The organism is Bradyrhizobium sp., assembly GCF_047605465.1.
Classification (GTDB): domain Bacteria; phylum Pseudomonadota; class Alphaproteobacteria; order Rhizobiales; family Xanthobacteraceae; genus Bradyrhizobium.
The window spans coordinates 18,386-38,063 of the sequence record NZ_JASGFS010000043.1; the positions used below are offsets into that span (position 1 = coordinate 18,386).

Genomic DNA, 19,678 nt, shown 5'->3' on the forward strand with positions numbered 1-19,678 from the left:
CTCAAGACGCGGAATATCTGATGCCGAGCTTCCACAACGGCGCTGTCGAAATTGCATATCTGGACGAGGGCGAGGGTGATCCGATCATCCTGGTGCACGGCTTTGCCTCGAGCAAGAACGTGAACTGGGTCTATCCGACCTGGGTTTCGGAGCTGCGCAAGAACGGCCGTCGTGTGATCGCGCTCGACAATCGCGGACATGGCGAAAGCGCGAAGCTCTACGAGCCCGCGCAATATTCGATCCCTACCATGGCCGGCGACGTGCTCGCGCTGATGGACCATCTCGCCATCCCGCAGGCTGACATCATGGGCTATTCGATGGGCGGGCGGATCACGGCCTGGCTTGGCCTCAACGAGCCGCAGCGGCTGCGTTCGGCGATCCTCGGCGGCATCGGCATCGGTGGCCTGATCGAGGGCACCGGACCGGGTGAGAACGTGGCGAAGGCGCTCGAAGCACCCTCGCTCGACGATGTCACCGATCCTGTCGGGCGCACCTTCCGCGCTTTCGCCGATCAGACCCGGTCCGACCGTCGTGCGCTCGCCGCCTGCCTGCGCGGTACGCGCGAGCTGATGACCAGGCAGGAAGCCGCAGGCATCGACGTGCCCGTGCTGGTCGCTGTCGGCACCAATGACGAGGTCGCCGGTTCGGCGAGCGCGCTCGGCGCGATCATTCCCGGTTCCGCCGTGCTGGACATCCCGAACCGCGATCACATGCGCGCGGTCGGCGACAAGATCTACAAGACCGGCGTGCTCGACTTCCTCTCAAGCCGACACTGAGGGTTCGTCCGCCGGCTCCTCGTCGTCGCGAATGCGGCGCGTCAGCGCCATCAGCACCACGAAGGTCGCGACCCACACCATCCGGGCGCCGTAGCGGTCGTGCGGCCCGGAGATGATGCCGCAGATGAGGGCATTGCCGAGCAGCGCCAGCGTGACGGTTGCCGCGAGCAGCGTCAGGTCATCCAGCTGGCGGGTCGCCAGCGAATGTGCGAGCAGGCCGACCAGCGCCAGCATCGAGATCAGCGCGACCGGAACGTGCAACCAGTTCACATCGTCGAAGTCGATGTCCCAGCGCTGCTGGCGCGCTGCGCGCATCGGTTCGACCTGCGCGGGGATGTAACGTTCGATGATGCCGTAGGTGTGCGGGATCCAGCCGCTGGTGCCTTCGCCGGTGGCGACATGCAGCAATTGCTGGCCCATCGCCCGCAGCGCCGCGCCGGTCTGCCAGGTCGGATAAGCGGCGAGCGAATGCACGACGATGTAGCCCATCTCGTCGTTCATGCCTTCGAACCGGCCGAGCGTGTTGAACATGCTGTTGCCCCACAGGAACTCGTCCGCCGTCGCGGGCAACTCGTTGCGATAGGGACAGAGCTTGAAGCTCTCGCGCGCGCAATGGTCGTTGAGATAGCGCGCGACGATGCCGTCCTGCATCATGCGGCCGAAGGCGACGCCGTAGCCGCCCGGCGTCCAGGCCCATTTGCCCGACAGCGCATGGTTCGCCGACACCAGCATCAGGCCGCCCGCGACGATGGTGAGGCTCGCCTGCGCCAATCCGGCCAGCGGCAGGCGGCGGCCCAGCAGCGGCCGCGCCATCCACCCGACGACGCAGAGCCCGAACAGCACGCCGAGCGTGGCGCTGTGGGTCGCGGCCGCAAAGGCGGTGAAGACGAACAGCGAGATCTTTTCGAACACCGACGTCCGGTTGCCTCCTATCGCGAGCAAGAACAGCGACAGCACCGACAGTCCGGCGAAGATGTCGGTGAGCAGCATGCTGGCGAGCCAGGGCAGGGCGGTCGACAGGATCAGGAGCAGGCTGATCGCGACGAAGCGGAACGTCTGCATCAGGCCGAGCACGCGCAGGGTGAGCTGCAACAGCCACAGCGTCGCAAGCGACTGGACGGCGAGGTTGATCCAGAAACCGAAGCTCTCGCCGTAGTGCAGATAGAGGCCGAACACGGTGGAGCGGCTCGGGACGAGATAGCCCTCGTACCAGCGCGCCAGATAGCCGCCGGTGTCCCATTGCAGCAGCGGATAACCGTTCCAGAACGCCGGCGCGATCATGAGGAGGGGCAGGGCCACCGCGGCGAGCCGCAGCCAGAACGAGCCCGCGGCGCGCGCGCGCAAACTATCAGTGGTGATGCTCAAAACCGCTCCGTCGTGTACCGGACCATGATGGCAATAACCGCTGATGAGGAATTCACCAATAGTTTGAGGCCGTCCGGCTTGAATTTGGCGAAACTCTGACCACTTTGAGCCGACCTTGCCGCTTGGGGCGCCAGAAGAAAGTGTTGTGTTTCAATGTGTTGACTGCTTTGGCGGGGCAACGCGGCGTTCACTCTCAGGCAAGCCCACCGGGACTTTGTCGCCTAAGCTGTGCTATAGAACGATCAACGCGAGCCAATTCGAAAGAGCAGGTCCCATGGCAGTGCATCAGGTCAATCCGGGAGGAAAGCTCGCATCGCTCGATCCGATATGGGATCGAATCCGGAGCGAAGCGGAGGACATCGTCCATCGCGAGCCCGAACTTGCGACCTTCATCTATTCGACGGTGCTGCATCACAGCCGGCTCGAGGATTCGGTGATTCATCGCCTCGCCGACCGGCTCGATCATTCGGCGCTGTCGGGCGATCTCGTGCGCCAGACCTATGACGAAGCGCTGCGCGACGATCCCGATCTCGGCAATGCCTTCCGCGCCGATCTCGTCGCCGTCTACGACCGCGATCCCGCAACCGCACGTTTCATCGACCCCTTGCTCTACTTCAAGGGCTTTCATGCGATCGAGACGCATCGCCTCGCGCACTGGCTCTACCTGAAGGGCCGCAAGGACTTCGCTTATTACCTGCAGAGCCGCGCTTCGGCGGTGTTCCAGACCGACATCAATCCCGCCGCGCGCATCGGCCGCGGCATCTTCCTCGACCACGCCACCGGCTTCGTCTGCGGCGAGACCGCGGTGATCGAGGACGACGTTTCGATCCTGCATGGCGTCACGCTCGGCGGCACCGGCAAGGAGAACGAGGACCGTCATCCGAAGATCCGTCACGGCGTCCTGATCGGAGCCGGCGCGAAGATCCTCGGCAATATCGAGATCGGTCATTGCGCGCGCATCGCGGCCGGCTCGGTCGTGGTGAAGCCCGTGCCGCACAACGTCACGGTCGCTGGTGTGCCCGCCAAGATCGTCGGTGAGGCCGGTTGCGCCGAGCCCTCGCGCACTATGGATCAGATGATCAACGCGATGGGTCTTTGACTCCGAAAAGAGCCGGATTTTCCGGCTCGTTTCGTCCCCAAATTCTTTGGCAATTCATGCTGGCGGTTCGTCGCGTCTCGTCCTAAAACCCCGCCAACCCAGATTTCGATTGGAGACTTGCCGTGGACGTCAAGGAAGTGAGAAAGCTCGACGCGTATCTGAAGCGCGTATTCGGCAATCCCAAGATCCGCGTCGTGCCGCGGCCGAAGAAGGACGACTCCGCAGAGGTCTATATCGGCGAGGAGTTCATCGGCGTGCTGTTCGTCGACGACGAGGACGATGATCGCTCGTTCCAGTTCCAGATGGCGATCCTCGAGGACGATCTCGTCGATCAGGAATAGTCGCTGCCTCCGTCTCGCCCGTAGTCGCTGACACGCAGAGCGCGTTCGGCCTGCATGGCGAGACGCGCGCCTGCGACGGGCTTTCCTCCGTGAGAGATTGATACCTCGCCGCGAAACTCAACCTCGTCGTGAGAGCTCGCCGCAGGCGGGTATCTCGCGGGATGGTCGCAGGCAAGTTTCCGCGACGCGCGCTAGGCTCTCGGCCCGCGCAATTGCGTCGTCAGCCTGTCCATCGCCTCGGCCACCTCGCGCCATTGCGACAGCCAGCTCCGCGGGAAGCGGAAGGTGAGGTCGGCGCCGTCGACGCGGCGTTCGGAGAGACACATGCCCGGGGTCGATGCATCACGCGTGCATCGCGCGGTGAGCGCCGGGTCTGTCGAAGAATACAGATCCTCGCTGCCATAGGGTGTTTCCGCGCGGAACATGCGCATCGTCAGCCCGTCCAGCGGCATCGTGGCGGCCTGATCGAGATAGCGCGGATAGATCGTGCCGACACGCTGCTCGGGCGACAGCGCGTCGTGATGCGCCGCGATCGAGAGGAAGATGCGGTCGACCGGCTGCATCGCCTCTTCGACGGTGTCGGCCGTGACACGCTTGGGCGCGCCCGGCGGTTCGAGCGAGGGATAGAGGAAGTCGACGTCGATGCGTTCCTGCGGCCCGGAGTGCCGCTGGATCTTCATCCGGATCGCGGCGGTCGGCACGTTGAACAGCGTACCGCCGATGCTCACCGGCAGCTTGTCCGGCGCGCTCGCGCCGCCCACGCCCCAGGTCGGCCACAACAGATAGGCGACCAGCGCGATCGCGCCCGCCGCAAACGCGCCGCCCACCGCGAACGGGACGAGATGAGTCCCGGTGCGACTTCTGCGGGAGCGAAGAGAGGTTGCCGAGAACACCGTCATGACGTCGTGCAATGCGCAGGAGGTCGGCCGGCGGCCGACGAATCAGCGCGCAATATGCCACGCAAGGGCGGTTTCGCGGAGTGTTCCCGCTCGGCGGAACGCAAAGGGCGCTCTGCGCACACCGGCTGGCGCCGTTAACCGTCCCTTAAGGATAATGTAGCGTTAAGCGGCACTTTTTGTCACAGGAAAGCTCCGGCGTTGCGTAAGGGCGGACCGTTCCGATGACACCTGAAGCTCTCAATACTTTCTTCTCGATCTGCATCGGTTTCGCGCTCGCGGGCGCGCTCGTGAGTGGATACCAGGCGGTCGCACAGCGGCCGGCGGGTTTCGGGCTGCTGCAGGACGGCGTCGCGCCGAGGACGTTCGCGGCGGTGCCGTTCCTGGTGTTCGCGGCGCCCTTCATCATCATGCGCAACACGCTGCGCGGCATGCGGGTGGAAAGCCGCCGCTTCGAATTCGTGATGATGGCCACCGTCATCGCCGGATTCTGGAGCATGATGAGCGGCACGTTCTTCCTGATGACGCTGCGCGCGGCCGGCGTTCTGGTCTGAAGCCAGGCACCGCGCCAAGTTTCTAAGTCGAGCTCTACGCCAAGTCTGAAGCGGCGTCTGACGCCGAGCCTGCGGGACCGACCGGCGAGGTGGCCCTTTGCTTCGCGGCCGCCCTTTCGCTATGCCAGGGGCAACCGGACAGGAGACCCCCATGGCGATCTACGAGCTCGACGGGCAGGCGCCCGACCTTCCCGCCGACGGCAACTATTTCATCGCGGAGACCGCGACCGTGATCGGCCGCGTGCGCCTGAAGCCCGGCGCCAGCGTCTGGTTCGGCGCGGTGCTGCGCGGGGACAACGAATGGATCGAAATCGGCGAGGGCGCCAACGTGCAGGACGGCTCGACCTGCCACACCGATCTCGGCTTTCCCATGGTCATCGGAAAGAACTGCACCGTCGGCCACAACGTCATCCTGCACGGCTGCACCATCGAGGAGGGCGCGCTGATCGGCATGGGCTCGATCGTGATGAACGGCGCCAAGATCGGCCGCAACAGCATCGTCGGCGCGGGTTCGGTCATCACCGAGGGCAAGGAATTTCCCGAGCGCTCGCTGATCATCGGTTCGCCCGCGCGCGTGATCCGCTCGCTCGACGACGCCCAGGTGCAGAAGATGGGAAGCGCGGCGAGGTTCTACGTCGCCAACGGTCCGCGCTTCAAGAAGGGCCTGAAGCGGATCGGCTGAACTCAGCTTCCTTCGGACTCGCGCGCTTCGGCCGCGCTCGCGACCCTCTCGTGGCCTGCGGCCCACAGCGCATGCTCGTCGCTGCCGTCCTGATACGGGTTGGCTTCGGCTGGAATGCTCTCGCGCGCGGCGTGTTCGCCTTCCGCAAAGGGATCGCGATCGGTCATCTTGATTTGGCCTTTCTGGTTTTGGGACGTGCGCCCGGCTTGTCGGAGTCACCGTCGCGTCGTGCGCTCTTGCGCAAGGCATCCCTGAGATCGATGGGGATGCCGTGCTTCTTCAGGAGATCCGCGAAGGCTTCGTCCGCGAGCTCTTGAAACGTCGCCATCCTGTCGCGCCCCAATTGCTTCAGCTTGCCGAGCGTGTCCTCGTCGAACGCGATCAGTTTCCGCATGACCGTGCCTGCCTCCTGACTATCAAGCGGACGTGACGGCGTTCGTTCCGGAACCGGTCCTCGCCGCGGAGGTTGTCCGGTAAAGGAGCATGTCCAATGGACCGACCGTCAATCGTTTCAATCAAGACCGTGATCGTCATCTGCAGCCTCGCGGCGATGCCGGCGATATCGTTCGCGCAGACGACCGGCGTCGGCACGGGATCGACGGGCGGGGTGGCGAATGCTCCGGCGCAGGCTCCGGGCACCAACAGCCTGGGCACGGCCCAATCGTCCGGCGCGAACACCGCCCCTGGCGTGACCACCGGCACGGGAGGCGGGGCGAATCCCGACGCGGACGCCACCGTGAATGCCGAGAACCGGCTGCTCGACAAGAGGATGAAGAGCATCTGCCGCGGCTGCTGACGCTCGCGCGGAAGTGAGACAGCTTCGCTGTCATGAATCCCGAACTGGCATTAGCTTGTCCTCGCGTTGGAGTGTGGAGCGTTTCCACGCGGAGGATCGATTGATGTTACGCAGGATGATCATGGCCGGATTGGCCGTCGCGGCGGTCGGGCTGTTGGCCCCACAGGCGGCCGAAGCGCGGGGCGGCGGCTGGCACGGTGGCGGCGGTTGGCATGGCGGTGGCTGGCACGGCGGCGGCTTCTGGCCGGGTGTCGCGATCGGCGCGGGTCTGGCCGGAGCCGGTTACTACGGCGGCTATTACGGCTACGGCTATCCCTACGGCGGTCCCTATTATTATGGCGCCGGCTACGATGATGGCTATGGCGGCTGCTATGTCGTGCGAAAGCGCGTGATGACGCCGTCGGGATGGCGTGTCCGTCGCGTCGATGTCTGCGAGTGAGAGCTGGAGCTCGTCGAAACCACTAAAAAACAAGGCCGTTGACGCAGTATACCGTCAACGACCTTGCCAGCCCCGGATATTGAAATCGGCTTACGCCATCCGGTAACCGCTAACATGGCGCGGAATCATACTGGCAAATGTGATCCAGTTCACAAGCCGCCAAAATAAAGTCTTACTTTGCCTTCGCCGCTTCTCAACTGCGCGATTTGCCGCGCTTGCGCGCGCTCGCCTGGACGCGGTGACGTGCTGGTTTCCTTGAGGTAACCGACGGCGTCTCTGCGTCTGCCGCGCGTGCGCTGGCGAAGGATTGCCGCAGATTGTCGATGGACTCGTTCAGGGTCGTGACCTGCTCAGACAGGCGCTTGGTATCGGCCTGTTGCGCCGCCAGCAGCCGCCTCATGGTCTGAAGCTGATCCTGCACGACCTGCAGCTGGTCGATCGATTCCTGCTGTGTGACTTCCAATCCCCTGGTCTTCTCGACCAACTGCTCGGATGCCTGTGCGGTGCGTGCCTGAAGCTGCCGCGATGCGACCACGCGGTCGCTCTCCGGGGCGGTGCCCGTGTAGGCGCGCCAGATCGCGATCGAGGTTACCCCCGCGATCAGGAGCAGCAGCACGGCGGCGGTCAGCGCGATGGGCTGGGCGCCGAGACGCGCGAACGGGCCGGGCGGTGTGGTCTCTGCGAGATCGATCATCGCTGACAAACCCCAAATCGAAACTTGGAAAGTGGCGAAGGCCGGCAACCCCTGGGGGCCGCCGGGATGTCCCGAAAACGCTAGGTTTTGGCAAGGAATGGGACCAAAAAGAGGCCGGCGGCCGAAAAAGGTGGGGGCCACTGACCTGGAGGGCCTCCCCGAAGGCCCGCAGGCGTGCGCTCCCGAGCCGCAATTTGCGGCGGGCGGAGGGAGCTGCCGGCCGATCCGCTAGGCTCGGGCCGCCTTCATCGAGGGCTGGATGGTAAGCCGGTAGGCGATGAACGCGCTGCCGTCGAATTTTTCAAGGACTTCGTCGCAGGCGGGGCACCGATACTCCCCTTTGGTTGCCGGCGGCGTCGTCAGCTCCAGCCGACGGAAGCCGGCTCCACAGGCGGCGCAGGTCACATCGTTTTTTCTCATACTAACCCCTACGAACTCTGGTGCGGCATTCTACCACAGCATAGGGCGAAACTTGGGTCGCGCATTGCTCCAACGCAAAGAAGCGGCGAATCCCTACGGCTGAAACGGTGCGAGCGGCCCGGAATAGGTCTTCGGCCGCGGCGCCGCATAGGGCCCGAGCCGGGAGGTCTTCAGCCCGAGCCGCACCATTCCTTCGGCGAGCGTGACCGCGGCGGCGACGCCGTCGACCACTGGCAGGCCGTGGGTGGCGGCGAGCTCGGTGGCCAGATCGGCCATGCCGGCGCAGCCGAGCACGATGGCCTCGGCGCGGTCGTCACGGATCGCGGCCGTGATCTCCGCGGTGATCTTGCCGAGCGCATCGGCGTTTCGCTCCTCGAGCGCGAGGACCGGGACCTCGGCGGCGCGGACGCGGGCGCAGCGCGCCGCGAGGCCGTATTTCTGCAGATTGTGCTCGATCGGCACAATCGAGACGCCGAGCGTCGTCACCACCGCGAAGCGCGCGGCGACCAGGCTCGCGACGTGAAAGGCCGCCTCGCCGATGCCGATCACGGGGGCCGTGGCTGCGGCGCGCGCCGCATCGAGGCCGGTGTCGTCGAAGCAGGCGATGATGTGCGCATCGGCGCCATCGCGATCGGCCTCGCGAATGCAGCCGAGCATCCCGGGCACGGCGAAGGCTTCGTCGTAGAAACCCTCGATCGAGACCGGCCCCATCGCGGGCTGACGCGCGTCGATCACCGTGTCGGGCAATGCCACCGCGCGCGCGGCCGCGCCGATCTTCGCCGTCATCGCGGCTGTCGTGTTGGGATTGACGACATGAAGTCGCATTGCGTCAGACGAGCCCCTTGCCGGCGTCCGATCCCTTGGCCGCCTGCCGCTTGTTCAGCACGTGGATGGTGCCGAGCGCAAGGGTGATCACCGCGAACGAGACCGCCGAGATCACGGTACCGAGGGCGTAGATGTCGGGCTTCGTCACCGTGGTGGTGAGCCCCTGCAGATCGAGCGGCAGCGTGTTGACAGGCCCGATCGCCTGGCTGGAGCGGGCAAGCTCGTCCCAGGACAGCGTGAAGCCGAACAGGCCGATGCCGATCACCGAAGGCAGGATGATCGGCAGCACGACGTAGCGGAACGTCTGCCAGGGCGTCGCGCCCAGATCGCGCGCGGCCTCCTCGAGACGCGGGTCGAAGCGATTGAAGATCGCGAACATGATGAGCAGGCCGAACGGCAGCGTCCAGGTCAGGTGTGCGCCGAGGCCGGAGGTGAGCAGGCCCATCGAGGTCTCGAAATTCTCGTTCCAATGCGCCTTGATCAGGTCGTCGATGATGCGGAATTCGAGGGAGATGCCGAGCGAGGTGATGATCGAGGGCACGATGAGGCTCGCGATCGCCGAATAGAACAGGATGCTCTGCGCCTTGAATTTCCTGCGGAAAGCCATGCCGGCGGCCACCGACAGCACGACGGTGACGGCCATCACCACGAGTCCGAGCAGGAGCGAGCGGCGGAAGGCGGCGCCGAGATCGACGATGCCGGTGCCCTCGAACAGCTTGACCAGCCAGAAGGTCGACACGCCGTTCATCGGGAAGGTGAGGCCGCCCTGCGGTCCCTGGAACGACAGGACGTAGATCGCGATCATCGGGCCGTAGAGAAACAGCACATAGGCCGCGAAGAAGATCGCGAGCACGTAGAAGCTGCGCGGACGGCCTTCCTTCATCGGCTAGAGCTCCTTCCGGATGTCGACGATGCGCGACATCATGGTGATGATCAGGAAGGTAATCGCGAGCAGGATCACGGCATTCGCCGCGGCGGCCGGGAATTGCAGCGCGTTCAGCCGCGTCTCGATGATCTTGCCGGCGGCGGCGATCTGCTGGCCGCCCATCACGCCGATGGTGATGAAGTCGCCCATCACGATGGTGATGACGAAGATCGAACCGATCACGATGCCGGGCTTGGCGAGAGGAATAACGACGTTGACGAGCGTCTGGAAGCCGGTGGCGCCGGCGTCATAGGCCGCCTCGATCAGGGATTTGTCGATGCGCACCATCGAATTGAAGATCGGCACCACCATGAAGAAGGTGAAGAGATGGACCAGCGCCAGCACGACCGAGAATTCGGAGAACAGCAGCCATTCCACCGGCTGGTTGACCAGCCCCGCCTTCATCAGGCCCGAATTCACGAGGCCGTTGCGCCCGAGCAGGGGGATCCAGGCGATCATGCGGATGACGTTGGAGGTCCAGAACGGGATCGTGCAGAGCAGCGACAGTCCCATCTGCCAGGTCTTGGACTTGACGTGGAAGGCGAGGAAATAGGCGACCCAGAAACCGATGAACAGCGTGATCACCCAGACCAGGAAGCAGAGCTTCAGCGTCTTCAGATAGGTCTTGCCGATCGTGCAGAGGTCGGGGAGCTGTGCGAGACAGCCCTCGAACGTGTCGGTATAGCCGCGGCCCGAGAAGGCGGGCAGCAGCTGGTACTCGTTGTAGTCCCAGAACGAAACGATGACGTCGAACACCAGCGGGATCAGGAAGAAGGCGAGAAACACCAGCATCATCGGCCCGGCCTGGAGCCAGGACACGAAGGACGGCGACAGGCGCGCCATTTTCGTGGCGCGCTCGGTGCCGGATCCCCGGACCAGGTCCGGGGACGCCTGCTGCAGGATGGTCTCCGACGTGTCCATCAGTCTACGCCGCGATGAACTCGTTCCACTTGCGGACCATGTAGTCGTTCTCGTCCATCACGGCGTTCCAGCACGCGACCGCGCCCATGCGATCTTCGTAGGAGCCGCCGTCGCGCACGGCGCCGGCCTTTTCCAGCAGCGAGCCGTCGGGCGCCTTGATGTCCTTCTCGGCCGGCTTGCCTTCCATCCAGTAGGCCCACTCATAGGGCTCCATGTTCGCTTTCGCGGTCGAGAGCACCGCGGAGTAGTAACCTTGGCGATTGAGATAGGCGCCGGCATAGCCGGACAGGAACCAGTTGACGAACTCATAGGCCCAGTCGAGCTTCGCGCCCGAGACGCCCTTGGAGACGCAGAAGCCCGAGGCCCAGGAGCGATAACCTTCCTTGAGCGGCTGGAAGGTGCAGGCAATCCCCATCGAGCGCACCTTCGTCACTGCCGGTGACCACATCGACTGGATCACGGTCTCGCCCGAGGCCATCAGGTTGACGCTCTCGTTGAAGTCCTTCCAGAAGGCGCGGAATTGGCCGGCCTTCTTGGCCTCGGTCATGACCTTCATGGTGAGGTCGATCTCTTCCTTGGTCATGTTGCCCTTGTCGGCATATTTGTATTTGCCGGTGGCTTCCACGACCATCGCCGCGTCCATGATGCCGATCGAGGGGATGTTGAGGATAGAGGCCTTGCCCTTGAATTCGGGATTGAGCAGCTCCGCCCACGAGCCGATCGGCCGCTTGATCAGGTCGGGGCGGATGCCGAGCGTGTCGGCGTTGTAGACGGTCGGGATCAGCGTGACGAACTCGGTCGCCGACGTCGCGAACTTCTTGGAGTCCTTGCCTTCGAGATAGAGCACCTTCCAGGGCGCGGTGCCCTGGCCGCCGATCTTCTTGCCGCCGGGCGTCTCGCCCTTGGTGAAGACCGGCGTGATGTTGTCGAATTCCTTGATCTTCCGGGCGTCGAGGGCAAGGATGTTGCCTGACGGGACCAGCTTCTTCAGCGAGAAATATTCGGTGTCCAGCACGTCGAAAGAGTTCGGCTGGGTCATCACGCGCTTGGTGACGTCGTCGGTGGTCGCGGTGATGTATTCGATCTTGATGCCGGTGTCCTTCAGGCATTGCTTGGAGATGTCGTCGCCCTCGTTCACGGCTGTGCCGAGATAGCGTAGCACCTTGGTCTCGGCCGACTTCACGTAGGGAAAGCCTGTGATGGCGCCGGACCCGGCGGCAAGGCCGGCAAGACCTGCGGTGCCCTTGAGCAGCGTGCGGCGGCTGACGCCGGTCGTCCTGGTGGTCTCGGTCATATCAGTCACTCCTCTGTTGCGCGTTGTCTTGAATTCCGGGGCGTCTACTGCAGGCGCTGCGCCTTGGCGGGATCCCAGGTTGCCAGCACGCGATCGCCCGGACGGAACGGATGGACGTCGAAGGTGGCCTCGGGCACGTGGGAGAACAGGGCGGTGCCGTCGTCGAGCGTGAGCGATACGGCGACGTAGGAGCCCTGGTACTCGGTCTGGGTCAGCAGCGCCGGCGCGCCGAACGCACCGTCGGCGAACGGCGCGACGCCGAGCTGATCGGCGCGCACGGCGATGAGGTTGCCGGCGTCGCTGAGGACGTTGTGGCCGCCGATGAAGCGCGCCACGAATTCGGTGCGGGGATGGTGGAAGATGTCTCGGGCAGTGCCTTGCTGCTCGATCCTGCCGTGGTTCATCACCACGATGTGGTCGGCAAGCGCCATCGCCTCCTCCTGGCCATGGGTGACCTGGATGAAGCTGATGCCGAGCTCGCGCTGCAGCCGCTTGAGTTCGCCGCGCATCCTCACGCGCAGGAACGGATCGAGCGCGGAGAGCGGCTCGTCGAGCAGCAGGATCTGCGGCTCGGTGATGAGCGCGCGGGCGAGCGCGACGCGCTGCTGCTGGCCACCGGACAGTTGCGCCGGGAGCCGGCCCGCATACGGGCTCATCGCGACGAGCTCGAGCAATTCGCCGGCGCGCCGGTGCCGTGTCGCGCGGTCGATGCCGCGCATCTTCAGCGCGAAGGCGACGTTGTCGAGCACGGTGAGGTGCGGAAACAGCGCGTAGGACTGAAACATCATCGCCGTGCCGCGTTTGGCGGGCTCGAGATCGGTGACGTTCTGCGGTCCCAGGATGATGTCGCCTTCGCTGACCGCTTCATGACCGGCGATCATGCGCAAGGTCGAGGTCTTGCCGCAGCCGGATGGGCCGAGCAGGCAACAATAGGTGCCGGCCGGGATCTTCAGGTTGACGCTGTCGACCGCCAGCGTCGTGTCGTAGCGCTTGGTGACGGCGACCAGTTCGAGAGCGGCGGGAGTGGCCATGGCGTGTCCGGGGCGAGGGCGATGCTTCGCCTCCCTCCGCAAGGTCCGTGCCAAGCGGGCGGATCGGGCCGAATTTCGAAACTGTGCAACGGAGTCAGATCGTTAGATCGAATCCGGCTGGATCAGGCGGGATGACCCCGTCGCAGAGATCTGCACACAGATAGGTCATGGATTGTATAAAGTTTCGCCTGTCATTGGATACGGCGGGTCGACTAACATTCGAGGCCGGTATTCTGCGATCGAGCCCTCTCATCCATGGCGGCCAAGACCCGACCGAAATCCGACGCGCCAGATGTGAGCGATCGTGTCAGCCGCATTCGGGAAGGCGTCACCGCGGCGATCCTCGAGCATCGCCTGTTGCCGGGCACCAAGCTCGGCGAGGACGAAATCGGCGAGATCTATGGTGCCAGCCGCACGTTGGTGCGCACCGCGCTCCAGCAGCTCGCACATGAGGGCATCGTCAACATCGAGAAGAACCGCGGCGCTTTCGTCGCGCGCCCCACGCCCGCCGACGCCCGCGAAGTGTTCGAGGCGCGCCGCCTGATCGAGCCCGCGATCGTCGATCTCGCGATCGATGCGGTATCCCCGGCCTGGCTCGATCGCCTCCGCCGGCATCTCGCCGAGGAGCGTGCCGCCGAGCTGCACGGCGATGCGCGCGCCTCGGTGCGATTGTCCGGCGAATTCCACCGCCTGCTCGCCGAGATGTCGGGCCACAATATCTATCTCGGTTTCCTCAAGGAGCTGATCGCGCGGTCTTCCCTGATCATTCTGCTGTACCGCCGTCACGACACGCCGGCCTGCGGCACGGATCATCACGCCGAGATCGTCGCCGCGATCCGCAAGCGCGACCGCCAAGCCGCGCGCGCGCAGACGCTGTCGCACCTGACGGAAATCGAGGCCGAGCTCTTCCTGAAGGAGCCGGTCGCCGACGAGTTGCGGCTCGCGGACGTGCTCGGTGCCTGAGCGGTCGCCGGCTAGGTCACCGGCGGTCCCTGGTTTCGCCTGACGATCTTGAGCACGAGCAGGACGGCGCCCAGCGCCAGAAACAATACGCCCAGAATTGTCATGCCTGAGGATTCGAACGTCACGCCGACCGCGGTCAGCAGACATCCGATGATGATCGCGAAAAGTCCGCCGAGCTTCTTGGTCAGCAGAATGTGTCCGTCACCCGTTTGTGCCACCATGTTGCGCCTCGCCACCTGATCTTGGTCCTGCCTGTTCGCCCTCATCTTGCTTGCGTTGTTCTACCCGGCAGGCCGCGCGATCGTACTCCCGATCGGGCAAGTTGCAATCTGTCGTTGATTGCGAAAGCCATGTGACATTCGCGATTTGAGTTGAACTGAATGCAAGTGAGACAGCTTAACTTACGTATTCCGCAGTGCATCGATGTCAGAAGGTTTCTAACGAGAGGGTTGTCTCCGAGTCGAATGGCTGGATTGCAGAATCGCCCTGAGGTTGAAAATTGACTCTCAGCGTCTGACGGCATCAACTGGCTGCGGGGTTGAGTTCTAGAACGGAGCCGACACCAGTTGAATCCGTTCTGCGGGGTGGTGCCATGGGGCGATCTCTGGCTGAAGAACGAGAGACTGCCTATGTTTCGACCGGCCATTTGCCCGGTCCCGAGACCGTGCAATCGCTCGTCGACGAGGCGCAACGGCGCTTCAAGCCAAATCGCGACGGAGCCAATTCCCAGGTCTATCCCGCGCTTGCCCGAGTGCCGGCCGAACTGTTCGGCGTCTGCGTTGTCGGGACCAGCGGACAAGTCTACGGCGCCGGCGACGTCGACTACGAATTCTCCATCATGAGCGTGTCCAAGCCGTTCCTGTTTGCCCTGATCTGCGAGACGGTCGGGCCCGAACAGGCGCGCGCCAAGCTCGGCGCCAACGCGACCGGGCTTCCGTTCAATTCTCTTGCCGCAATCGAGCAGGGTGGCGGCCGAACCAACCCGATGGTGAATGCCGGCGCGATCGCAACGACCAGCCTGGCGCCGGGCGCCACCGCCGAGGCGCGCTGGACCTTCATCCACGACGGCCTGTCGCGTTTCGCCGGCCGAAAGCTGCCTCTCAACGAGGAAGTCTACGCCTCGGCATCGCAGACCAATTTTCGCAATCGCAGCATCTCGCGGCTGCTGGAGAGCTACGACCGCATCTATTGCGATGCAAAGGAAGCGACCGATCTCTACACCCGTCAGTGCTCGCTCAATGTGAGCGCCCGCGATCTCGCCGTGATGGGGGCGACGCTCGCCGACGGCGGCGTCAATCCGGTCACCAGGGAGCGCGTGGTCGACGCCTCGGTCTGCCATTATGCGCTTGCCGTGATGATCACGGCCGGTCTCTACGAGACGTCGGGCGACTGGCTCTATGACATCGGCTTGCCCGGCAAGAGCGGGATCGGCGGCGGCATCGTCGCGGTGTCGCCCGGCAAGGGCGGCTTCGGCACCTTCGCGCCGCCGCTCGACGCCGCCGGCAACAGCGTTCGGGGACAACTTGCTGCGAAATTCCTGTCGCAGCGGCTGGGAATGGATCTGTTCGTGTCGAAACCGGAAGAGTGAACGCACGCCGAGGCGATCGCCGGGCTCCTGGCCCGGCCGATCGCAATGCCGGTCAGGTGGGAGGGACGTCATGGCAACGCAGACAATGTCGATCGGCGATGTTCAACAGGAGGAGCGGGCGTCATGGATTCCCATGATCGCGATCGCGCTCGGCCAGATGATCATGTCGTTCAACGTCGCCTCGTTGCCGGTGGCGATGGGAGGCATGGTCACGAGCTTCGGCGTCCCGCCGACGACGGTGGCGACTGGGATCGTGGCGTATTCGATGCTCGTGGCGGGTTTCGTGATGCTCGGCGCCAAGCTCGCCCAGCGTTTCGGGGCGCTGCAGGTATTCCGCGGCGCGGTGGTCCTGTTCTTCGTCTCGCAAGTCATGATGACCTTCAGCCCGTCGGCCTCCGTCATGATCTCGGCACAGGCGTTGTGCGGCGCCGCGGGCGCGGTGATCGTGCCGTCGCTGGTTGCGTTGATCGCCGAGAATTACGCGGGTCGCCAGCAGGCGACCGCGCTTGGTGCGCTCGGCTCGGCGCGCGCCGCCGCGGGCGTCCTCGCCTTCATCATCGGCGGAGTGCTCGGAACCTATATCGGCTGGCGGCCGGCATTCGGCGTGCTGATCGCGGCATCCGCCATCGTGCTCCTGATGAGTTTCCGCCTCAAGCCGGATCGCGGCCGGCCGGACGTGCAGATCGATCTCGTCGGTGTTGCGCTGGCGGCGAGCGCGATCATCCTGATCAGCTTCGGCTTCAACAATCTGAATGGCTGGGGCCTCGCCGTTGCGACGGCGAACGCGCCGTTCGACCTGCTCGGTCTTTCGCCCGCGCCGATCATGATCGTGCTCGGCATCGTGCTGGGGCAGGCCTTCCTGATGTGGACGCACCGGCGGCAGGCCTCGGGCAAGACCCCGCTGCTGGCACTCTCGGTGATCGACTCTCCCGAGGAGCGCTGCGCCGTCTACGCGCTGTTTGCCGTGGTCGGGCTGGAGGCCGCCCTGAACTTCACCGTGCCGCTCTACATCCAGATCGTGCAGGGGCGCACGCCGCTTGCCACCGCGATCGCGATGATGCCGTTCAACCTCACGGTCTTCTTCTCGGCGATGCTGATCATCAACGTCTACGACCGGCTGACGCCGCGGCAGATCGGCCGCTATGGCTTTGCGTTCTGCACCGTCGGCCTGATCTGGCTGGCGTTCGTGGTGCGCAACGACTGGAGCGAGGTCCCGGTCCTGTTCGGGCTCGTCCTGTTCGGTATCGGGCAGGGATCGCTGGTGACGCTGCTGTTCAACGTCCTGGTGACGTCGTCGCCGAAGACGCTTGCCGGCGACGTCGGCTCCTTGCGCGGCACGACGCAGAATCTCGCTTCTGCGGTCGGGACCGCGGTGGCGGGAGCGCTCATGGTCGGCCTGCTCAGCACCATCGCGCTCGGCAAGATCACGGCGAGCCCGGTGCTGACGCCGGAGCTTCAGGCCCAGGTCGATCTCGACAGCATCACCTTCGTCAGCAACGACCATCTGCGCAACGTGCTGGAGCGAACCACCGGCTCGCCGCAGCAGATTGCGGAAGCCGTTCGCGTGAACACCGAGGCGCGGCTGCGCGCGCTGAAGATCGGCTTGCTCATCATGGCCGGTCTGGCGCTGATCGCGATCATCCCGGCGGGGCGGCTTCCCGACTATCTGCCGGGTGAGATCCCCGGCGATGAAACGGCGGCGAAGACGTGAGTTCGAAGGGCAGGGATGTCGTGAAGGAGTGCCCATGAGCCAGATCGATCGTCGCGACACGCTGCGCCTGCTGTTTGGCGGCGTGATCCTTGCCGGCGCCGGCGCCGGGATGTGGCCGCAGGATGCTGCGGCGCTGCCCGAGATGTCTCCGGCCGGTCATCCTGCTTCGGACGGGCGTGCGCCCGCCGCCCAGACCTATGCGCAAGCTGCCCGTCCGTTACCGGCACCGGGTCCCCGCCCACCCCATCGGCCGCCGCATCGCCCGCCACCGCGGCACCGGCACCGGCGGCGCCGCTGGGAGTGCTGGTGGCATCGTGGCCGTCGCCATTGCGGCTGGCGTTGGAGATGATCGAAGGAGGATGACATGACGACCTACGACCACAGCGCCCCGATGGGCGCGACCGGCCTGCCGCAGCCGCCGCGATGGATCTGCGTCCTGCTCGGCCTCTTCATGGTGTTCACCGGGCTGATGGTGCTCGGCGATGTCGCATTCTTCACCGTCATCAGCGCGCTCTTCATCGGCTGGATGGCGATCGCAACCGGCGCGTTCGAGATCTTCCACGCATTCTGGACCAAGGGATGGGGCGGCTTCGTCTGGCAGGTGCTGCTCGGGGTTCTCTACATCGCCTTCGGTATCATTCTGGTCAGCCAGCCGCTGACCGGCGCGCTGCTGCTCACTTATGCGCTCGGTCTGGCTCTCCTCGTCTCCGGCGTCGTGCGCATGCTGATCGGCTTCGGCCGCTGGCAACAGGGCGGGGGGATCATGCTCGCGTCCGGCCTGTTCGGCGTTCTCGCCGGTCTCGTGATCCTCACGGGCTTTCCGGCAACCGGACTCTGGGTCCTGGGTTTGCTGCTCGGCATCGACCTGCTATCTCATGGCATCGGGTGGCTGACATTCGCCTGGCTGCCCGTGGCCAGAACGGCCTAGCAGCGCGGGGGTCTGATATGTGGGGTTTGAGCAGGCCGGCAGTGTTGCCGCGGGTTGCGACAATGCTCGCGGTCGCCGGAATGGTTTTCGATCTATCGTCACCGGTGCAGGCGCAACAGGACTCCGTGATCCTGTTTCGCAACGTCCGGATCTTCGACGGCAAGGCCAGTGCGCTGTCCGCGCCGTCCAGCGTCCTCGTCAGGAACAAGGTCATCGAGAAGATCTCAGCCGGCGACATCAACGCCGCCGGTGAAGTGATCGACGGCGGCGGCCGCGTGCTGATGCCGGGTCTGATCGATGCGCATTGGCACACGATGCTGGTGCGCCCGACGCCGATGGCCGCGCTCGCGGGCGATGTTGGCTACAACAATCTGCTGGCCGCGTCCGAGGCGACCGCGACGCTGATGCGCGGCTTCACCACCGTGCGCGACATGGGCGGTCCGAGTTTCGGATTGAAGCAGGCCATCGACGAAGATCTCGTCGCGGGCCCGCGCATCTATCCGTCCGGCGCCATGATCACCATCACCGGCGGCCACGGCGACTTCCGCCAGCTCTCCGACCTGCCGCGAACCATCGGCGGGATGCTCAGCCGCATGGAGCGCATCGGCGGCAGCATGGTCGCCGACAGCCCTGACGAGGTCCGCGTCCGGGCGCGCGAGCAACTCATGCAGGGCGCATCGCAGGTCAAGCTCACGGCCGGCGGCGGCGTTGCATCGCCCTTCAGTCCGCTCGACGTCTCCACCTTCACCGAGCCGGAGCTGCGCGCGGCGGTTGAAGCCGCCGACAATTGGGGCACCTATGTCGCGACCCATGCCTACACCCCGGTCGCGATCCAGCGCTCGATCGCAGCCGGCGTGAAGTGCATCGAGCACGGTCACCTCATGGACGAGGCGAGCGCAAAGCTGATCGCGGAGAAGGGCGTCTGGCTGAGCACGCAGCCGTTCCTGGATCTGTCCGGCGCCGCCGCGCTCGGGCCGGCCGAGCAGGACAAGATGCGGCAGGTCGTTGCCGGCACCGAACGCGTCTATACGCTCGCGAAGAAGTACCACATCAAGACAGCCTTCGGCACCGACATCCTGTTCTCGAAGGCGCTGGCGAACCAGCAGGGCGCCATGCTGGCCGTGCTCACGCGCTGGTACACGCCGGCCGAAGCGCTGGCGATGGCGACGTCGACGAATGCCGAACTCCTGAGCATGTCGGGGCCACGCAATCCCTATCCCGGCAAGCTCGGCGTGGTGGCGGAAGGTGCGTTCGCCGACCTTCTGCTTGTGGACGGCAATCCGCTCGACAACATCCGGCTCGTCGAAGATCCCGCGAAGAACTTCGTGGTGATCATGAAGGACGGAAAGATCTACAAGAACACGCTTGCGCGCTGATGCGCGCAGGCATGACCGAAACGTTGCGCGGGAATCGACACTGACGCGAGACGT

General features: G+C 64.9%; 24 protein-coding genes. 12 read left to right on the forward strand and 12 right to left on the reverse strand.

Going from position 1 to position 19,678, the window contains the following annotated elements; all coding sequences use genetic code 11:
- The first annotated feature begins 20 nt into the window (after nt 1–20).
- Nucleotides 21–776 carry an alpha/beta fold hydrolase gene (locus tag QM712_RS25450; RefSeq protein WP_415025902.1) on the forward strand — a complete coding sequence of 252 codons (756 nt, stop codon included), beginning with the start codon at nt 21–23 and terminating at the stop codon, nt 774–776.
- On the opposite strand, the gene QM712_RS25455 is transcribed toward QM712_RS25450, so the two are convergent.
- Nucleotides 762–2,141: a hypothetical protein gene (locus tag QM712_RS25455; protein ID WP_415025903.1), complete on the reverse strand. Its 1,380-nt coding sequence runs from the start codon at nt 2,139–2,141 to the stop codon at nt 762–764. The two genes, QM712_RS25450 and QM712_RS25455, sit on opposite strands and share 15 nt — an antisense overlap.
- A gap of 274 nt (nt 2,142–2,415) precedes the next feature.
- On the opposite strand from QM712_RS25455, the gene cysE reads away from it, so the two are divergent.
- Together cysE and QM712_RS25465 are read left to right on the forward strand one after the other, a co-directional pair.
- Nucleotides 2,416–3,240, forward strand: a complete 825-nt coding sequence (cysE, locus tag QM712_RS25460) for a serine O-acetyltransferase (protein ID WP_415025904.1) — start codon at nt 2,416–2,418, stop codon at nt 3,238–3,240.
- A gap of 122 nt (nt 3,241–3,362) precedes the next feature.
- Nucleotides 3,363–3,581, forward strand: coding sequence for a DUF3126 family protein (locus QM712_RS25465; protein ID WP_007602550.1), 219 nt, complete (start codon nt 3,363–3,365; stop codon nt 3,579–3,581).
- A 191-nt stretch (nt 3,582–3,772) separates the two neighbouring features.
- On the opposite strand, the gene QM712_RS25470 is transcribed toward QM712_RS25465, so the two are convergent.
- On the reverse strand, nt 3,773–4,480 hold the full coding sequence (locus QM712_RS25470) for a hypothetical protein (protein WP_415025905.1): 708 nt from the start codon (nt 4,478–4,480) through the stop codon (nt 3,773–3,775).
- Nucleotides 4,481–4,701: 221 nt separating this feature from the next.
- On the opposite strand from QM712_RS25470, the gene QM712_RS25475 reads away from it, so the two are divergent.
- Both QM712_RS25475 and QM712_RS25480 read left to right on the forward strand, forming a co-directional pair.
- A complete protein-coding gene (locus tag QM712_RS25475) occupies nt 4,702–5,031 on the forward strand; it encodes a DUF6949 family protein (protein ID WP_415025906.1) in 330 nt (109 codons plus the stop codon).
- 151 nt (nt 5,032–5,182) lie between these two features.
- A complete protein-coding gene (locus QM712_RS25480) occupies nt 5,183–5,713 on the forward strand; it encodes a gamma carbonic anhydrase family protein (protein ID WP_415025907.1) in 531 nt (176 codons plus the stop codon).
- Between the two features lie 2 nt (nt 5,714–5,715).
- Here the strand turns inward: QM712_RS25480 and QM712_RS25485 are convergent, their stop codons facing one another.
- Nucleotides 5,716–5,880: a hypothetical protein gene (locus QM712_RS25485; RefSeq protein ID WP_415025908.1), complete on the reverse strand. Its 165-nt coding sequence runs from the start codon at nt 5,878–5,880 to the stop codon at nt 5,716–5,718.
- Nucleotides 5,877–6,107, reverse strand: coding sequence for a hypothetical protein (locus QM712_RS25490; RefSeq protein WP_415025909.1), 231 nt, complete (start codon nt 6,105–6,107; stop codon nt 5,877–5,879). The genes QM712_RS25485 and QM712_RS25490 overlap by 4 nt, the downstream gene beginning before the upstream one ends.
- Before the next feature lie 96 nt (nt 6,108–6,203).
- Between QM712_RS25490 and QM712_RS25495 the strand changes: the two genes are divergently transcribed.
- Together QM712_RS25495 and QM712_RS25500 are read left to right on the forward strand one after the other, a co-directional pair.
- The gene (locus QM712_RS25495; RefSeq protein WP_415025910.1) at nt 6,204–6,509 is read left to right on the forward strand and encodes a hypothetical protein; all 306 of its coding nucleotides are present in this window, start codon (nt 6,204–6,206) and stop codon (nt 6,507–6,509) included.
- Between the two features lie 103 nt (nt 6,510–6,612).
- Complete coding sequence (locus QM712_RS25500; RefSeq protein ID WP_415025911.1) at nt 6,613–6,948, forward strand: hypothetical protein; 336 nt, start codon at nt 6,613–6,615, stop codon at nt 6,946–6,948.
- A 193-nt stretch (nt 6,949–7,141) separates the two neighbouring features.
- Here the strand turns inward: QM712_RS25500 and QM712_RS25505 are convergent, their stop codons facing one another.
- The 7 genes from QM712_RS25505 to QM712_RS25535 form a co-directional block, all read right to left on the reverse strand.
- Complete coding sequence (locus QM712_RS25505; protein ID WP_415025912.1) at nt 7,142–7,642, reverse strand: hypothetical protein; 501 nt, start codon at nt 7,640–7,642, stop codon at nt 7,142–7,144.
- Nucleotides 7,643–7,870: 228 nt separating this feature from the next.
- On the reverse strand, nt 7,871–8,062 hold the full coding sequence (locus tag QM712_RS25510; protein ID WP_415025913.1) for a hypothetical protein: 192 nt from the start codon (nt 8,060–8,062) through the stop codon (nt 7,871–7,873).
- 93 nt (nt 8,063–8,155) lie between these two features.
- Nucleotides 8,156–8,887 (reverse strand): aspartate/glutamate racemase family protein, encoded by a 732-nt coding sequence (locus QM712_RS25515; protein WP_415025914.1) that lies wholly within the window; start codon nt 8,885–8,887, stop codon nt 8,156–8,158.
- Nucleotides 8,888–8,891: 4 nt separating this feature from the next.
- Complete coding sequence (locus tag QM712_RS25520; protein ID WP_415025915.1) at nt 8,892–9,770, reverse strand: ABC transporter permease; 879 nt, start codon at nt 9,768–9,770, stop codon at nt 8,892–8,894.
- A gap of 3 nt (nt 9,771–9,773) precedes the next feature.
- Nucleotides 9,774–10,733, reverse strand: a complete 960-nt coding sequence (locus QM712_RS25525; protein WP_415025916.1) for an ABC transporter permease — start codon at nt 10,731–10,733, stop codon at nt 9,774–9,776.
- A 4-nt stretch (nt 10,734–10,737) separates the two neighbouring features.
- Nucleotides 10,738–12,027, reverse strand: coding sequence for an ABC transporter substrate-binding protein (locus QM712_RS25530; RefSeq protein WP_415025917.1), 1,290 nt, complete (start codon nt 12,025–12,027; stop codon nt 10,738–10,740).
- A 44-nt stretch (nt 12,028–12,071) separates the two neighbouring features.
- On the reverse strand, nt 12,072–13,058 hold the full coding sequence (locus QM712_RS25535) for an ABC transporter ATP-binding protein (RefSeq protein ID WP_415025918.1): 987 nt from the start codon (nt 13,056–13,058) through the stop codon (nt 12,072–12,074).
- A gap of 255 nt (nt 13,059–13,313) precedes the next feature.
- Here QM712_RS25535 and QM712_RS25540 point away from each other — a divergent pair, with 255 nt between their 5' ends.
- Nucleotides 13,314–14,021 carry a GntR family transcriptional regulator gene (locus QM712_RS25540; RefSeq protein WP_415025919.1) on the forward strand — a complete coding sequence of 236 codons (708 nt, stop codon included), beginning with the start codon at nt 13,314–13,316 and terminating at the stop codon, nt 14,019–14,021.
- A gap of 11 nt (nt 14,022–14,032) precedes the next feature.
- Here QM712_RS25540 and QM712_RS25545 read toward each other — a convergent pair whose 3' ends face one another.
- Nucleotides 14,033–14,242, reverse strand: a complete 210-nt coding sequence (locus QM712_RS25545) for a hypothetical protein (protein ID WP_415025920.1) — start codon at nt 14,240–14,242, stop codon at nt 14,033–14,035.
- Nucleotides 14,243–14,613: 371 nt separating this feature from the next.
- Between QM712_RS25545 and glsA the strand changes: the two genes are divergently transcribed.
- The 4 genes from glsA to QM712_RS25565 all read left to right on the forward strand — a co-directional run bounded on the left by glsA (nt 14,614) and on the right by QM712_RS25565 (nt 19,624).
- Complete coding sequence (gene glsA, locus QM712_RS25550) at nt 14,614–15,609, forward strand: glutaminase A (protein ID WP_415025921.1); 996 nt, start codon at nt 14,614–14,616, stop codon at nt 15,607–15,609.
- 70 nt (nt 15,610–15,679) lie between these two features.
- Complete coding sequence (locus tag QM712_RS25555) at nt 15,680–17,320, forward strand: MFS transporter (RefSeq protein ID WP_415025922.1); 1,641 nt, start codon at nt 15,680–15,682, stop codon at nt 17,318–17,320.
- A 364-nt stretch (nt 17,321–17,684) separates the two neighbouring features.
- Entirely contained in the window at nt 17,685–18,248 is a 564-nt protein-coding gene (locus QM712_RS25560) for an HdeD family acid-resistance protein (RefSeq protein WP_415025923.1), read from the forward strand.
- A 62-nt stretch (nt 18,249–18,310) separates the two neighbouring features.
- Complete coding sequence (locus QM712_RS25565) at nt 18,311–19,624, forward strand: amidohydrolase family protein (RefSeq protein WP_415025924.1); 1,314 nt, start codon at nt 18,311–18,313, stop codon at nt 19,622–19,624.
- Nucleotides 19,625–19,678 lie beyond the last annotated feature (54 nt).